Origin of the sequence: Sinomicrobium oceani, from assembly GCF_900119185.1 — a bacterium.
Lineage (GTDB): Bacteria > Bacteroidota > Bacteroidia > Flavobacteriales > Flavobacteriaceae > Sinomicrobium > Sinomicrobium oceani.
On sequence record NZ_FPJE01000017.1, the window covers coordinates 23,750 to 40,832 of the forward strand.

Here is a 17,083-nt window from a genome sequence, read left to right on the forward strand (position 1 = left end):
AAAGTTCATAATGTCTTTAATTCGCTTATAAACTTATTATAATTTGTTTCTGCATTAAAATTGTTTTTCCATACCTCTTTCACTTTACCTTTACTGAGATTTCTTTCTAATAATTCATGAATAGCTTCAACTACTTCCTGTATTGTTGGGTTGGATGGTAAGAGTATACCTATTTCCCGATTGACTATTTCTCCGCTGCCTCCAACATTGGTAGCAATTACCGGAATTCCAAATGATTGTGCTTCCATAATAGAAACCGGTATTCCTTCTGAACTACTGAGATTCATAAATATTGAAACTGGAGTACCCTTATAAAAAGAATAAATCTGGCTATTTGGTACCGCTCCGTTTAAATTAGTCTTTAAATTACTTAATTCAGGAATGGCCCTTTTAATTTCCGGTAATTCTCTCCCATCCCCAAAATGTGTCCAAACTATTTTTTTATGAGTATATTTTGACGCATACTTAGTAATTGATTCCGCAATTAACCCAACGCGTTTCATTGGATCAACACGGGAAACAGAAACAATACTCACTACATCATCATCTGTATCGGGAGAAATATTACCCCGATCGAAAACTCCTAATTTTGCAACCTTTATTTTATTGTAAACTTCATATTTATCTTCGATATATGTTTTTCCATTTTCAGAAATGGAAAAAACACAGTCAATGCTTTCTAATATATTTTTTCGGTATGGCCAAAATCTAGGAGTAGATGAAATTCCTTCGTATATATCATATCTATGAGCCCTTGATACTACTTTATACGTTTTATCATACCCCTCTCTAATTTTAATCATTGCATATGGAGCAGCATTAAACCAATACGAATAAACAATCGCCACATCTTCATTCAACAATGTATTCTTTTTGAAAAAATTCATATAAGTGGTAGCAAAAGAAACAAATTTAAAAAGCAAAAATATATCCTCAGGTTGTCGTAATTGACTCTTATTATCTACAAGAGATTTCCAAAACATCTTCGTGAAAAAGGTTTGTAAAACTCTTTTTCTTTTATCTTTATAATAAACAGAAAAATCATTATTCACCTTAACATTATCCGGAAGCTGCCTTCTTTCCTGGCTAATTTCTGCCGGAACAATTACTACTTCTTCAAAAGCATTTGCCAGTATTTTTATTTCCGCTTCCAAAAAAGCTTCCGTTTTAAAATAAGGAAACCTTTTTGTCAAAAGAATAAGTTTTTGACTCATGAAATAAGAATTTAGTTTTGAAAGTTCGTTACGAATTGTTCACATTTTTCAACTAAATCCTTTGCATAAGGAATGTGCAGGGTTTTGTTTGTTGGCAAATTATCTAGTCCAATTTTACCTTTTAAGTCAAAATTACGACTGATTACATTGGTATTATCATCAATATCTATACGATTAAAAAAGTCGATTAACCCTTCGAACCTACTATTAAATCGATTATTATTTCCTCCAAAGCCACCATTTAAAAACACAACCGGTGTTCCCATCGCTAAACAAGGTAAAGCACAATGAATTCTAGAAGTAACCACCAACTTTGCATTACATAATCTTTTTAGATATTCATCAGCAATTCTAAAATTATCTTCAACTGTGGTCCTTGGTATCGTTTGATCTATATATTGGGCCTTTTCTAATACTTCTGTCGTAAAATTCTCTCTAAGCACCTTTTTCTTCAACAAAAACTCAGCAAAACGTCTCTTTTTAATCCTTGCTCCCAATTTCTTTAAATCGGATAACATCGTTTTTAATGACCAGTAGTGAAATAATGGGTCTACAAACAACACTTCATCTGTAATATTTTTCTCTTCTCTTTTGTAAGATTTTCCCAAGGTCAAAGTCAAACACCCAGAAAAATACGCATCTACACCATTTTTATTTAAGATTTTCATAGTCCCTTTATCTCGACAACCGATAGGTTCGTGCTTTTTAAAATATGCTAAACTTTCCGAAGATGTCATACTATCATATACTGACGCATTTATATGCATAGACAATAACAACGGATCAATATCGTCAGAAGGTGGCCAATTTTCTGGTTGGTGCATATACCATCCATTCATTATCATTTTAACTTTCTCTCCTTCATATTTTTTCAAGTCTAAATCTCTATCCATATACATATCTACTTTTGGTAGATATTGCTTACCTGCTATCGATTGAACAAAATCGCCAACATTGGTAATTTCTCTCGAGCAACCCATAACAGCATATTTAACATCTTTCATTTTTTAAATATTTTTTTAACAATAATTGATAATTGGTTATAGTTCAGATATGCAAATAAAATCAAAGAACAAAAGACTGTAATCATAAAAAAGAAAGTATTATGAAGCAAATTGGTCAAGCTAAACAATATGTAAATAATAGTTAAAATTACAAACCAATCATAAGGAAAGTTAATCTTGATCAATTTTTTCATGTCATTTATTCTTAGCACTAACAAGATAAAATAACCGGCTAAAATAGAAATACTCACACCATATAAGCCAATAAGCGGTGTCAATATGAATGATAGAGCAATTGTTATTATCCCTCCAATCAAGGAAGAATAAAAAACACCTCTTGTCTTCTTTGTAGTTAAGTACCCAACCCCATAAAAAGCTGATATGGCCTTAAGAAAAACTGCATATAGCAAAATTGGTATATACTTCCACGCTTCAAAAAAATTAGCATCGACAAATCCCATTAAAAATTTAGACATGCAAGTCAGAACAATAAGTGCTCCCAATAATAGCTTAATATATTTTTTTAACACACTACTGAACACATCCATTGACCCACTATTCTCCGATGTTATAATTGCTTTTTCTTGCCATGCCAATGTAAAAACATTCGAAAGCATCAATATAATAGTGGGATACTTATAGGATATCGCAAAAACACCATTATCATCAACACCTAAATATAATAATATGACGTATCTCGTTGCGGAACCTATTAACCACCAACTTAAAGTATTAGGTAAAAGAGGTAAAGAATATTTAATCATATCCTTAATTAAATACTTATCATACCCCTTTAAACCAATATAATCAATCCAATTATTTTTTATAAAAAGGAAAATAATAATAATGGAAATGGCTAAGATATTTCCCATTAAGATCCCTTCTACTTTTAGGTTGAATAAATACAAGAAGCTAATGGTAAATCCAACAAATAAAAATGAATAAAAAACACTACTAAAAGCATACAATTTATTTCTCCCTTCCCCCCTTGTCCCCTGTTGTACTAGAGGATAAAGTATCATAAATAAAGAAAGTATATAAATATGAAGCTTATAATTAAAATTCACATAATAAGAAATTATAAAATAAAAAATTGAATAGATAATTATATTAACCCCAATAACAAAAAAGACATTTTTAAATATCTCTTTTTTCCTATTTTTTTCATTTTTGTCTAACAACCATCTTAATAAAGATGAATCAAATTGTAAACTAACACATGGTACAATTAAAGATATTGTGGTTAATATTAAATCATACTCACCCATTTCTTTTTTAGTTAGAAAATAGGTCATAAAAAATACCAACACGAAAGAAATTATTCTAGACGAAAAATTCCCTATCATATAAATTCCCGTGAGTTTAGATAAACTTACTTCTTTCTTCAATTCTTAATAAATATTACAGCTATAAATTTAATTACTTAAAATCTTGTTTCTACACTAACTCACTATTTTCCTGAAGGAAGAAAATCACAAGTAAAAGCAAAAAATAATCTTAACACTAGATACTATCTCTAAAAATGGTCTTGTCATTTCCACATTACTCATCCACAGCTTCCCACACCAATGATATAAATCTCAAAACCAAAGTTTTTCAATTTTTCTCTATCCAACACTGCCCTTCCATCAAACACAAACGAAGGTTTCAGCATCAAATCATATATCCTCTGCCAGTCATAGGCCCTGAATTCATCCCATTCCGTCAATACTGCAATAGCATGTGCTTCATCAGTGGCCTTATAAGGATCATTCACCACGGTAACCAGCTTCCTGTTTTCTTTTTCATCGCGGGTATTTAAATAGTCGAGGTCTGCATAGATCTGTTCTTCTGTAACCTTGGGATCGTATACCACGATCTCCGCCTGTTCATTCAACAAGTAGTCCGCCACATGGATAGCCGCGGACTCCCGGGTATCGTTGGTGTCCTTTTTAAAGGCCCAGCCCAGGAAAGCGATCTTTTTACCGGATACCGTATTGTACAGGGTGGTCACTATATTATCGGCAAACCTTCTCTTCTGGTGATCGTTCATCAGGATGACCTGTTCCCAGTAGTCCGCCACTTCATGCAGACCGTACGACTTGGCGATATACACCAGGTTGAGAATATCTTTCTGGAAACAAGACCCTCCGAAACCTACAGAAGCCTTCAGGAATTTTGGCCCGATACGGCTGTCCGTTCCTATGGCCCGTGCTACTTCATTGACATCGGCCCCAGTCTTTTCACACAGTTCCGAAAGCGCATTGATCGACGATACCCGTTGTGCCAAAAAAGCATTAGCGGTAAGCTTGGACAACTCCGACGACCATACATTGGTGGTGAGGATATTTGCTGCAGGCACCCAATGGGCATAAACGTCTACCAGTGCCTGTATGGCTTCGGGGTTATCCCCACCGATAAGCACCCTGTCAGGAGCATGTAAATCTTCTACCGCAGTACCTTCGGCAAGGAATTCCGGGTTGGAGAGGATATCGAACTGTACCCCGCCCTCCTTTCCGGCAGGCGAGCTCCCTGTGTTGTGCAGGATGCTCTTCAGCGCCTGTGCCGTACGTACCGGAAGGGTAGATTTTTCTACCACAATTTTATCATCTTTAGCTACTCTGGCGATCTGGCGTGCACAAAGCTCTATAAACTTCAGGTCTGCAGCCATTCCTTTTCCTTTTCCGTAGGTCTTGGTCGGTGTATTTACCGAAATAAAGATCATCTCCGCTTCATCAATAGCCTTATCCACTTCGGTAGAAAAAAACAAATTTCTGCCGCGGGCCTCTTCGACAACCTTATCCAGTCCCGGTTCGTAAACCGGAAGTTTACCCAGGTCCTCGTCGTTCCAGGCCGCTATTCTCTTCTCGTTGATATCTACAACGGTGACTTTAACATCCGGACATTTCTGGGCTATGACGGCCATGGTAGGCCCTCCGACATAACCGGCTCCTATACAACAGATCTTGGTTATTTTTTTACTCATTTTTGAACTTATGTGGATATATTGATAATCGTATTCTTCACTCTTTTTGAAAATCTCTATGATCAGATTTTTCCTGAACTTTTTTAAGATAATATTCAAAACCCCAAAAGTACCATTATGCTTTGGCAAAAGCAATTAAAAAATCACAGTACCTACAACGGGCATTTCAGGCATAAATTATATTCCGCATTACACAATTTGAAAAACTTCCGTGTTCCTACCCAAAAAGAGCAAATCATAGCGAGAGCCTTAAAGTGACAAAACGCAACGCTACAGTACTAAAAAATTACGTATTCTCCTACTTTTACGATAAGATTTAATAAAGACGTTACAATTTATTAAAAAGTGAACAGAAGTTTTACGGGAAACCAAGGACTGCCAGACATTTTCAAAGGAACGCGACCAGCAATTTTCTCAAGGGGCGTTCCGCATAAAAATGACCCTTATCACCAGGATGATGTAATCTTATGTAGGGTGACTGCAACTCCGGGTGGCAGTGCAAACCCGCCACCAGACTGCCACGTTTCACTCGCAGTGACGTATTGATTTCGATTTGTGATCTTTTTATAAACCACAGTAAATAATCATCTTTACCAGGAGCCCTTCTGCAAGCTTAGGAACCATCGACCAAAGGAGCTAAAGCCCACCCTGAGCACGGACCTAAGGCTGGCAGTGACATACCTGATTTTGGTTGGAACATTTCTTAAATCCTATATACAAACTGTGATTGGCAGCATGTACAAGGCATATCCGGATACGGAAAGCCTGTTAAGAATCCCCGGCTGAAAGTCCGAAAAACGGCCATTAAAGCAATCTCTTTGACACCGGAAGTAGTTGGGTTAGCGGCTAAACCATTCTCTTGAACCGCTAAACAGGTTACTTTGACGGCTAAACGGATTAGGTGGACCGCTTAACCGAATACGTTAACCGCGTAACCAGTTGGTTGAGCGGCGTAACCATTCCCTTGAGCCGCTAAACCGGTTACTTTGACGGCTAAACTGATTAGGTAGACCGCTTAACCCAATACGTTGACCGCGGAAGTAGTTGGTTGAGCAGCGTAACCATTTCCTTGAGCCGCTAAACCGATTACTTTGACAGCTAAACTGATTAGGTGGACCGCTTAACCCAATACGTTGACCGCATAACAAGTTGGTTGAGCGGCTAAACCATTCTCTTGAGCCGCCAAACAGGTTGCTTTGACGGCTAAACTGATTAGGTGGACCGCATAACCAGTTGGTTAAGCGGTCAAACCAATGGCCTGTGCCGTGTACCCAAACACAAAAGCGGCGAACTTAATCAAGTCCGCCGCTAAACAGGTTGCTTTAGCCGCTAACCCATCCTGGTCCGGTGTTAACATAACCTCTTACATGGGGCTATCCGGGCCTGCCGGGGAATAAAAACCCCGGTAGTTTCCGCCACCGATAAACCCTAACATCCGTAAGATACTTTAAAAACGGGTCGTTTTAACAAGCCCTTACGCCCCGGAATTTTCCCCCCGGTACTTCTCTACATACCACGCTACCGTCTTCCTGATACCGCTTTCAAAATTCTCTTCGGCTTTCCAGCCCAGTTTATTTTCTATTCTGGAGGCATCTATGGCATACCTCATGTCGTGCCCGGCCCGGTCTTCTACATAAGTGATCTGGTCCCGGTACGTGCCTGTTTCGCACGGGCATTCTTCATAGAGCACATCGCAAATGGTACGGGCTACCGCATTGTTATCCTTTTCATTTTTACCACCTATATTATATACTGCTCCCGGTTCTCCGTTGTGAAAAGCCAGGTCTATACCCTTACAGTGATCTTCTACATACAACCAGTCCCGGATATTTTTACCGTCTCCGTAAATAGGTATAGGCTGCCCGGCCAGCGCTTTACGAATAATGGTAGGTATCAGTTTTTCATCGTGCTGCTTCGGGCCATAATTATTGGAGCAATTGGTAATCACTGTGTTCATCCCGTAAGTGTGGCGGTAACTCCGTACAATCATATCGGAAGACGCTTTACTGGCCGAGTAGGGTGAATTGGGGGCATACGGGGTCTCTTCGGTAAAAAGCCCCGTGTCACCGAGACTTCCGTAGACCTCATCGGTGGAAATATGGTGAAAACGACAACCTTCGTAAGGGGTTTTGCAGGAAAACGGGGCCATCATCCAGTATTTGTAAGCCACATCGAGCAGGGTAAATGTTCCTTTGACATTGGTTTCTATAAACACGGCCGGGTTGCTGATGGAATTATCCACATGAGATTCGGCGGCAAAATGGATGACTCCCTTGATATCAAAACGATGGAAAAGAGTCTCCAGTAATTCCCGGTCACATACATCGCCTTTGATAAAGGTGTAACGGGGATGCCCCTTCAGCTCCGCCAGGTTCTGTTCTTCCCCGGCATAAGTAACGATATCCAGGTTGACGATATGATATTCCGGGTACTTTCCCAGGAAATAGGGAATAAAATTGGAGCCTATAAAGCCCAATCCTCCGGTAACCAATATGTTCTTTTTTTCAGACATGTCTCTTGTTTATTTTTTTGTTTGCCCTCCGTCCCGGACCTCAGAAATGGAAGGGAATCAATATCTCCATAATTGGCTTCACTCATTTCCCATGACAAAAACTTTCTCCGAAATTCCGCTCTCTTTAGGGCCGGGGTAACGGAATTTCACGCCTCAAACACTCTCTATTTCTTCATTCCGCATTAAGATTATATATCATTTCTCTAATCTCCAGCATTACCGTATCTATATTATTTAAAACCTGATCGTTTGTAAATCTAATAACTTTTATTTCCTGGAATGTAAGTAACTCCTCCCTTTCCAAATCCAGTTTCTTCTGTTCCGGGTTGTTATGATATTCACCATCCAACTCAATAACCAGCTTTAGTTTGTGACAATAAAAATCGGCAATAAATTTATGTATGGGGTGTTGTCTCCGAAACTTATATCCATCCAATTTATTTCCTTTTAATTCTTCCCATAGCAATTTTTCAGCTTCGGTCATGCTCTCCCTTAAGACTTTAGCTCTCGCAAAAATCTGAGCAAAGGCACCTTTCCACATGCTTTCATCGTGATATGGGTGTTTTTTGTTCATTTCCTGTTTAAACCATAAAATCTGTTTATAGTAACCTGGGCGCCCTCCGTCCTGGACCCCAGCCCTAAAGGGTGGGACGGAGGGAAATCAACATCTCTACAACTAGCTGCACTCATTTCCCTAGACAAAACCTTCTCCGAAATTCCGCTCCCTTTAGGGCCGGGGGTAACGGAATTTCAAGCTCGTATCCTGCCCCCTCCGTCCTGGACCCCAGCCCTAAAGGGTAGGACGGAGGGGAATCAGTATCTCTATTTATTAATTTTGCCTCTTTCCCTCAACAAAACCTTCTCCGAAATTCCGCTCCCTTTAGGGTCGGGGTAACGGAATTTCAAGTTCATATCGTCTGCCCCCTCCGTCCCGGACCCCCAGCCCTAAAGGGTGGGACGGAGGGGTATCAACATATCTACATATTAACTTCACTCATTTCCCTCAACAAAAACTTCTCCAAAATTCCGCTCCCTTTAGGGTCGGGGTAACGGAATTTCAAACTCGTATCCTCTGCCCCCTCCGTCCTGGACCCCAGCCCTAAAGGGTGGGACGGAGGGAAATCAACATCTCTACAACTAGCTGCACTCATTTCCCTCAACAAAAACTTCTCCGAAATTCCGCTCCCTTTAGGGTCGGGGTAACGGAATTTCAAACTCGTATCCTCTGCCCCCTCCGTCCTGGACCCCAGCCCTAAAGGGTGGGACGGAGGGAAATCAACATCTCTACAACTAGCTGCACTCATTTCCCTATACAAAACCTTCTCCGAAATTCCGCTCCCTTTAGGGCCGGGGGTAACGGAATTTCAAGCTCACCCCACCCCTTCCAAACACTCCCTCAAACTATCTCTCCAGTACGGGATATCTGTTTTAAAGTCCCTTTTAAAAGCCTGCTTGCTCAACACGGAAAATTTCGGCCTTTTTGCTTTGGTCGGATATTCGGAAGACGGAACGGGGATGACCTTGCAGGGTAATTTACCGTATTCCATGACCGCCTTTGCAAAATCGTACCAGGAGCATACGCCTTCGTTGGTATAGTGATAGGTTCTTACCCCGTCGTGATCTGATTGCGGTACTATCCTTAGAATTGCTGCGGCCAGGTCGGCGGCATTCGTGGGGGTTCCTACCTGGTCGTCTACAACCTGGAGCGTATCCCGTTCTTTGCCGAGTTTCAGCATGGTCTTTACAAAATTGTTCCCGTGAAGACCATATACCCAGGAGGTACGAATAATTACGGACTGCGGCGGATTGATTGCCCGCATCGCTGCCTCCCCTTCCCATTTCGTTCTACCGTAAACGCCCAGAGGAGCTACGGGGTCTGTTTCGAGGTAGGGGCTGTTCTTTTGTCCGTCAAAAACATAGTCGGTAGAGATATGTACCAGCTTCAGTCCGTATGCTTTGCTGGCCTCGGCAAGGATGGCTACGGCATGGCTGTTGATCTTTTCGGCTTCTACGGGGTGGTCTTCTGCGGCGTCTACAGCGGTGTAAGCGGCACAGTTGATAATGGCTTTTACAGGGTGTTCTTCCAGGAAGCGGGCTACCTGTCCGGCATCGGTAATGTCCAGGGTATCCCGCGAGACCAGGATAAAATCTTCCTCACACCCCGCAGACCATGCTGCAAGGGCCCTCCCTACCTGCCCGGAAGCCCCGGTGACCAGTATTTTACTCATATAACGCTGTTTTCGGTTCGAAATATTCGGCTTCCCTGAAAAGGGGTTGCTTCCGGTCTTTTGCGGACAGGGTCAGTGCCGTTTCGGGTAGTTTCCAGTTGATCTGTAGCTCGGGATCGTCAAAACGTATCCCGCGTTCGTTTTCGGGATGATAGTAGGCATCGGTTTTATAGGAAAAAACGGCAGTCTCGCTGAGTACGACAAAACCGTGCGCAAATCCCCGCGGAATGAATAGCTGTTTCTTATTTTCCGCGGAAAGCTTTATGCCTACCCACTGCCCGAAGGTAGGAGACCCGATGCGGATATCGAGCGATACATCCCATACGCAGCCTTCGACTACACGCACCAGTTTGGTCTGGGCATAAGGGGGAAGCTGGTAGTGGAGTCCGCGCAACACACCCCGGGCGGACCTGGATTCGTTGTCCTGGCAGAAATGCAGTGGTAATCCTGTAAAGGCTTCAAGCCGGTCCTTCCGGAAACTTTCCATAAAATACCCCCGGTGGTCTCCGTGTATTTCGGGTTCGCAGATAATGACCTCCGGTATTTCGGTTCGGGTAAAGTTCATATATTCTATTTATTCTTTAACGGGTTATGTGTCCGGCCCCCCTCGTGTTTTTTAATATCTTCGGGTCTTTTATATTTTACAGGGCCACGGATACACGAATTGTTTATTTGTCCTGTATTGTAATTGATTATGGTTAAAGCGGGGATTGTTTTATCCTTTACACCCGTGTGTTTTTCTATACACAAAGATCACCTCTTTTTAGTATTTGACAAAATCCGATTTTAATACTACTTAGTAAGAAGTCACTGCCCTTGTTCTGAAAGCCCCCGGCTTTCTTTATCTGAAATAAGCATGTATATGTTTTTATTTATTTCGTTTCTCCCGGCAGCTGCTTTCCAATAATAAATCCAACTAAACACCCCTCTTCATACCGATGGTCCCGATGGTCCCGATGTGTATCGGGATCGGGATCGGGAGAAGAGGGGTAGACCGCTTTATGGGACGGGGAGTTTTGACAAGCCTGAACTTTAGCGTATTTGCCTTAACGTTTGGGAGTATCCCTATGGTCCGGGATTTCAAAACCCTCCCCCCATCGCTACGCTCGGGTACCTCCCTTTATCTAAAGGGAGGAGCCTTTTGTTTTTTTCTTCTGCAGCTGCCCCGTTATAACTCAACAGAGCTCCCCTCTTGTGATGAAGAGGAGTGGACCGCTTGCGGGACGGGGAGTTTTGATAAGCCTGAACTTTGGCGTATTTGCCTTAACGTTTGCGGTTATCCCTATGATTTGGGATTTCAAAACCCTCACCCCGTAGCTGCGCTCGGGTACCTCTACTTCGACTTCGCTCAGCACAACGCCTTCATCACAAGGGAGGAGCTTTTTTTATATGCCTTTTTCTAGCATACTGCCTAAATAATCAAATAACTCTCACTCCAAAACTCACAACTAAAAGAGCGGTACTCAGTTTACGGAAGGAACTTATTTGCTGTTAACTTAAAACCAAATACACTTTTAACCCTGCATTTTTACAGTTCTCCACTCCTATTCACTTTTCGCAATAAATACTGTCCGTACGCACTTTTATGCATGGGTTCTGCCAAGGCGAGTAACTGTTCACTGTTTATATATTTCCGGTCAAAGGCTATTTCTTCGAGACAGGCTACTTTGAGGCCCTGCCGTTTTTCTATGGTCTGGATAAAGTTGGAGGCTTCCATCATGGACTGGTGCGTCCCGGTGTCGAGCCAGGCGTACCCTCTTCCCATGAGTTCTACTTTCAGTTGGTCGCGGGACAGGTATTCCTGGTTTACCGAGGTAATTTCGAGTTCGCCCCGGGCACTGGGATGTATCCGGCTCGCAATGTCTATAACGGAATTGGGATAGAAATACAGCCCGGTAACAGCGTAGTTACTACGCGGGTGCAGGGGTTTTTCTTCAATACTCAGGGCATGGCCCCGGTTGTCGAAGTCGATAACACCGTAACGTTCCGGGTCCTGGACATAATATCCGAATACGACAGCCTTACCTTCTTCTTCGACATGACGTACGGACTTCTGTAACAACCCGGTAAGTCCCTGCCCGTAAAAAATATTGTCGCCGAGGACGAGACATACGTTATCGTCGCCTATAAAATCGCGCCCTATAATAAAGGACTGTGCCAATCCGTCCGGACTGGGTTGTGCGGCATACTGTATCTCAAGGCCGAGTTCGGAACCGTCGCCCAACAGTTTTTTGAAATTCCCGAGGTCTTCGGGGGTGGATATCAGCAGTATTTCCCTTATCCCGGCCAGCATAAGTACGGAAACGGGATAATAGATCATGGGTTTATCATAAATAGCAAGCAACTGCTTGGAGACACTTTTGGTTACCGGGTATAAACGGGTACCGGAACCCCCGGCCAGGACAATTCCCTTCATACTATTCCTTTTTGTTATTTACCGTCATCATTGATCCTATAAATGTATAAATATATAATGAACCCATGTGAATTTTTTGGGAATAGGTGGTGGCTTCGGTACATACCGGCGGAGCCGGGACACTCAGCCACCTCTGTTCTGGCTATATATGGACGTTAGGTTACGGGGAAAAAGTAAAAGAAACCGGAACTCGACAGGAACAACACGGCGGAGCCGGGGCACACAGCCTCTTCTATGGCTTTAATGTGACACAATACCATATCCGTGTATCCGTGGCCAGAATACCCGGTATGCTATCTCACAAAAAAAGCCATTTCCTGTGCGAAAACGGCTTTTCATGTATGACTATACCTTTATTTACTGCACTAGGAACCAGTTATTCAGCAGGTTTTCCCTGTTGTATTTCATTTCTTCTTTAGTGGTATAATCGATGACCTTAAAACCGGCATGTTCACAGATCGCCTGCCCGGCTGCGGTGTCCCATTCCATAGTAGGGGCAAAACGGGGATAACAATCCGCTTCTCCCTCGGCTACCATACAAAGTTTAAGGGAACTGCCTTTGGAAATGGTCTCTACCTGGCCGTGTTTTTCTTTTAACGAATCGATAAAATCTTTAGTTTCCCCGGACAGGTGAGACCTGCTTGCCACTACAGTATATATTCTGCCATTACGTTCCACAGGTAATTTTGCCGAAGCAGACTTCCAATCCTCCAGGGTCTCATAGCCTGGTAGATCCGTACATTTATAGGCTCCGATTTCTATCGTCGAAAAATAGAGTTCGTTTAAAGCCGGTACATAAATTACCCCGAGTACAGGGGATTGTTCTCTTACCAGGGCAATATTTACCGTAAACTCCCCGTTTTTTTTAATGAATTCTTTTGTCCCGTCTATCGGGTCGACAATCCAAAGGGTTTCCCACAGTTTTCTTTCTTCATAGGGGAGTTCCTTTCCTTCTTCGGAGAGTACCGGAATATCGGTTTCCTGCAGAAAACGTATGATTTCATTGTGTGAAGCAATATCCGCTTTGGTTAAAGGGGAATCATCCGATTTGTAATCCACTTCAAAATCTCCGGTCTCATATATCTGCATTATTTTTTCTCCTGCACTGAGACTCGCCTTAATGGCAACTTCCAAAAGCTTGTTGAGTTCCATATATTAAAAATATTTACAGGATCATTCCTGCCGCTACGGTTTCATTGGTATCTTCATCTATAAGGATCAAACTTCCGGTAGTACGGTTATCCCTGTAAGAATCAAACAGTAACGGTTTGGTAGTACGGAGTTTCACCTTGCATATATCATTCATGTTCAGGTCTTCTCCGTTCGGACTACGATCAAGGGTGTTGATATCTATTTTATATAAAATTTCCTTGATCATAGCTTTCTGATCATTAGTCGTATGCCTCACCGAATACTTTGCCCTTGGTTTTGCGGGGCTATTGTTCAGCCAGCAAAGCATCACTTCAATATCCTGGGACGATTCGGGTTTGTTATTAGAACGCACTATCATATCCCCTCTGCTGATGTCTATGTCATCTTCCAGCGTAACAGAAACAGACATCGGGGCATAAGCTTCTGTCAACGGACCATTAAGCGTATCTATGGTTTTTATTTTTGATGTAAATCCGGACGGCAATACGGTAACCTCATCTCCCGGACGAAGCACACCACTGGCCATCCTGCCCGCATAACCACGATAATCCCTGTGCTCATGACTCTGAGGACGCAATACGGTTTGCACCGGAAAACGGGCATCAACTTTATTAATATCGCTGCTTATGTGCATCGTTTCCAGCGTATGCAACAAAGTTGCCCCTTCATACCACGGCATATTCTCCGAACGGTTCACCACATTATCCCCCAGCAAGGCACTGATAGGCCGGAAGCGGATGTCTTTTACCAGCAACTTGGAAGAGAATTCCTCGAACTGGCTCACAATGTTGTTAAATACTTCTTCCGAAAAATCCACGAGGTCCATCTTATTAATGCAAACTATGATATGTGGTATTTGCAGAAGAGAGGCGATAAAGGCATGTCTTTTGGTCTGCTCGATCACCCCATGGCGGGCATCTACAAGGATAATGGCCGCATTGGCCGTAGAGGCACCGGTAACCATATTCCGGGTATACTGAATATGCCCGGGAGTATCGGCAATAATAAATTTCCGTTTAGGTGTCGTAAAATAACGATACGCTACATCAATGGTAATTCCCTGTTCTCGTTCATCGCGAAGTCCATCCGTAAATAAAGCCAGATCCACACCTATATGCCCTTTTTTCTTACTGGTGGCTTCCACAGCTTCCAACTGATCCTCAAATATAGATTTGGAGTCATATAATAAACGCCCTATCAAGGTACTTTTCCCATCATCTACACTACCTGCTGTTGTGAATCGTAATAATTGACTGTTATCAAGTTCCATTATCTTCTTTCTTTTTAAATCGTTGGTTATATTAAAAATACCCCTGTCGTTTTCTGTCTTCCATAGCCGTTTCCGAGCGTTTGTCATCCGAACGGTTACCACGCTCCGTCTGTCTCATGGCCGAAACTTCCTCGGCAATTTTCTCTACGGTATCTGCCTCGGATTCTATTCCTCCGGTAATAGTAATATCGCCAAGTGTACGGAAACGTATTTTTTTGGTGATTACTTCTTCGTGCTCCTCCAGTTTCAAGAATTCCGAATTGGGTATCCAGGAATTGTTGCGCCACACGACCTCTCTTTCATGGGCAAAATAGAGGGAAGGAATCCGGATATTCTCTCTATTTATGTAGTTCCACACATCCATTTCCGTCCAGTTGCTTATGGGGAATGCCCGGAAGTGCTCTCCTTCGAAATGCTTACCGTTGAAGATGTTCCATAACTCCGGACGCTGGTTTTTGGGGTCCCACTGCCCGAAATCGTCCCGATGCGAAAAGAAGCGTTCTTTGGCCCTGGCTTTTTCTTCGTCACGGCGCCCTCCCCCTATGGCACAGTCTATCTTGTTTTCTTCTATAGCGTCCAGCAAAGTAGTGATCTGAAGGGCATTGCGAGTAGCATTCTTTCCTTTTTCCTCGGCTACACGTCCGTTATCTATGGATTCCTGTACCGAACCTACGATGAGCCGCCCCTCCAGTTCTTTTATCAGGTCATCGCGAAACTGAATGGTTTCCGGGAAATTATGACCGGTATCTACATGCATCAGTGCAAAAGGAATTTTAGCCGGGAAAAATGCTTTACGGGCCAAATGGGTCACCACAATAGAATCCTTCCCGCCCGAAAAAAGAATTACGGGGTTTTGAAACTGTGCCCATACTTCCCGTAACACGTATATAGCCTCTGACTCGAGCTCATCCAGGTAATTCAAATAATACTTACTCATGATCTTTACTTAGCTTTCTAATTTAATTTTAATAGCATTCAATACTTTTTCCACAGCTTCGGGAATCGATTCTATTTCCGTACGGATCTCCACATCCGGGTTTTCCGGGACCTCGTAAGGAGCCGAAACACCGGTCATATTACCTATTTTCCCTTCACGTGCTTTTTTATATAACCCTTTGACATCCCGGCGCTCACATTCCTCCAGACTCGTACTCACATAAATCTCTACAAAATTACTGGGTTTTACGGTGTTTGCAATAAATTCTCTATCTTTTTTATAGGGAGATACGAAAGCAGCCAGTACCACAAGGCCGGCATCTACCATTAAATTAGCTATTTCAGCAATTCTCCTAATGTTTTCCGAGCGGTCTTCCGGGCTGAAAGAAAGGTCACTGTTAATCCCCCTTCTTATATTATCGCCGTCAAGGACATAGGTTTTTATTCCTTCATCGTGAAGCCTTTGCTCCACGGCATTGGCAATGGTAGATTTTCCGGAACCCGATAGGCCGGTAAACCATATCAGAAAGGAATTGTGTCCGTTACCTGTGTTTCTCTCCTTTTTCGAAACCTTGTAATGATGTTTTACAACATTTTTTTCCATCGTTTTAACCGTCTCCTTTTATTTAAACCATAATCTATTTTGTACCAGGCCCGCTCGTGAAAATAGTACAACAGCATCTTAGTCACTACTTCCGCCAGTCCTATTTGCATGCCTGTTGTAGGATTACCGGTAATGATCCATGCCAAAATCATGGTATCTATAGTTCCCACAACCCGCCAACTCACGGTTTTCAACAAGTGTCGTTTTCTGCTGTCCGGCATGTTTACCTTGAACCAAACTCTTTCATGAAAGTAATAAAGGACCATTTTGGTGACCACTTCCGTAAGTCCTATTTTAAGACCTGCCATGGGATTCCCTGAAATAATCCAGGAAAGCAACATAGTGTCTATTGTACCTATAATACGCCAGGTCATTGCTTTTACTATGTGTCTTTTTTGCGAATTATTTCCCATATAATCTTCTCTCCTGCAATTAACTTATCTTTTATCCGATTTCTGTAAATTATTTTTGGGAAACCAATTTTGAATCACTATGGTATAGCTTTTGCCGGCTATATTTACATCCATTACTCCTTATTTAACAGGAATTATCGTATAAAATTTATAATCGAATTTTATAAAAATAGTATTCTCTAATTACAAAAACAATTAAAAATGTCCAGTTCCTACAACGTCATTTGTAAGAGTAAATTATATAATGAGAAAATATTTAATAAAAAATATCTTTTCGAACACAACATTACCTATTATGTTCACGCAACGCGATGCAATAGCACTAAAAAACACGTATTAACCTACCCGCTATGTAAGATTTAATAAATC

14 protein-coding genes are annotated in these 17,083 nt (G+C 42.0%); all 14 read right to left on the minus strand.

Annotation, left to right across the window (positions count from 1 at the left end):
* Positions 1-5: 5 nt before the first annotated feature.
* The gene (locus BT112_RS15030) at positions 6-1,214 is read right to left on the minus strand and encodes a glycosyltransferase (RefSeq protein ID WP_072318211.1); all 1,209 of its coding nucleotides are present in this window, start codon (positions 1,212-1,214) and stop codon (positions 6-8) included.
* Between the two features lie 11 nt (positions 1,215-1,225).
* Complete coding sequence (locus tag BT112_RS15035; RefSeq protein WP_072318212.1) at positions 1,226-2,218, minus strand: polysaccharide pyruvyl transferase family protein; 993 nt, start codon at positions 2,216-2,218, stop codon at positions 1,226-1,228.
* Positions 2,215-3,606: a lipopolysaccharide biosynthesis protein gene (locus BT112_RS15040; protein ID WP_139276234.1), complete on the minus strand. Its 1,392-nt coding sequence runs from the start codon at positions 3,604-3,606 to the stop codon at positions 2,215-2,217. The genes BT112_RS15035 and BT112_RS15040 overlap by 4 nt, the downstream gene beginning before the upstream one ends.
* 158 nt (positions 3,607-3,764) lie before the next feature.
* On the minus strand, positions 3,765-5,183 hold the full coding sequence (locus tag BT112_RS15045) for a UDP-glucose 6-dehydrogenase (RefSeq protein ID WP_072318268.1): 1,419 nt from the start codon (positions 5,181-5,183) through the stop codon (positions 3,765-3,767).
* Positions 5,184-6,657: 1,474 nt separating this feature from the next.
* The gene (gene rfbB / locus BT112_RS15050) at positions 6,658-7,695 is read right to left on the minus strand and encodes a dTDP-glucose 4,6-dehydratase (protein WP_072318214.1); all 1,038 of its coding nucleotides are present in this window, start codon (positions 7,693-7,695) and stop codon (positions 6,658-6,660) included.
* A gap of 172 nt (positions 7,696-7,867) precedes the next feature.
* Positions 7,868-8,269 (minus strand): endonuclease domain-containing protein, encoded by a 402-nt coding sequence (locus BT112_RS15055; RefSeq protein WP_072318215.1) that lies wholly within the window; start codon positions 8,267-8,269, stop codon positions 7,868-7,870.
* Positions 8,270-9,065: 796 nt separating this feature from the next.
* Positions 9,066-9,923 carry a dTDP-4-dehydrorhamnose reductase gene (gene rfbD / locus BT112_RS15065; RefSeq protein ID WP_072318217.1) on the minus strand — a complete coding sequence of 286 codons (858 nt, stop codon included), beginning with the start codon at positions 9,921-9,923 and terminating at the stop codon, positions 9,066-9,068.
* Positions 9,916-10,488, minus strand: a complete 573-nt coding sequence (gene rfbC, locus BT112_RS15070) for a dTDP-4-dehydrorhamnose 3,5-epimerase (RefSeq protein ID WP_072318218.1) — start codon at positions 10,486-10,488, stop codon at positions 9,916-9,918. The genes rfbD and rfbC overlap by 8 nt, the downstream gene beginning before the upstream one ends.
* A 963-nt stretch (positions 10,489-11,451) precedes the next feature.
* Positions 11,452-12,339: a glucose-1-phosphate thymidylyltransferase RfbA gene (gene rfbA / locus BT112_RS15085; protein WP_072318221.1), complete on the minus strand. Its 888-nt coding sequence runs from the start codon at positions 12,337-12,339 to the stop codon at positions 11,452-11,454.
* 357 nt (positions 12,340-12,696) lie between these two features.
* The gene (gene cysQ, locus BT112_RS15090; protein WP_072318222.1) at positions 12,697-13,491 is read right to left on the minus strand and encodes a 3'(2'),5'-bisphosphate nucleotidase CysQ; all 795 of its coding nucleotides are present in this window, start codon (positions 13,489-13,491) and stop codon (positions 12,697-12,699) included.
* 13 nt (positions 13,492-13,504) lie between these two features.
* The gene (gene cysN / locus BT112_RS15095) at positions 13,505-14,761 is read right to left on the minus strand and encodes a sulfate adenylyltransferase subunit CysN (RefSeq protein ID WP_072318223.1); all 1,257 of its coding nucleotides are present in this window, start codon (positions 14,759-14,761) and stop codon (positions 13,505-13,507) included.
* A 31-nt stretch (positions 14,762-14,792) separates the two neighbouring features.
* Positions 14,793-15,698 (minus strand): sulfate adenylyltransferase subunit CysD, encoded by a 906-nt coding sequence (gene cysD / locus BT112_RS15100; RefSeq protein ID WP_072318224.1) that lies wholly within the window; start codon positions 15,696-15,698, stop codon positions 14,793-14,795.
* Positions 15,699-15,707: 9 nt separating this feature from the next.
* Positions 15,708-16,301 (minus strand): adenylyl-sulfate kinase, encoded by a 594-nt coding sequence (gene cysC / locus BT112_RS15105; RefSeq protein ID WP_072318225.1) that lies wholly within the window; start codon positions 16,299-16,301, stop codon positions 15,708-15,710.
* Positions 16,283-16,714, minus strand: a complete 432-nt coding sequence (locus BT112_RS15110; RefSeq protein ID WP_072318226.1) for a DUF2061 domain-containing protein — start codon at positions 16,712-16,714, stop codon at positions 16,283-16,285. The genes cysC and BT112_RS15110 overlap by 19 nt, the downstream gene beginning before the upstream one ends.
* Positions 16,715-17,083: the final 369 nt, after the last annotated feature.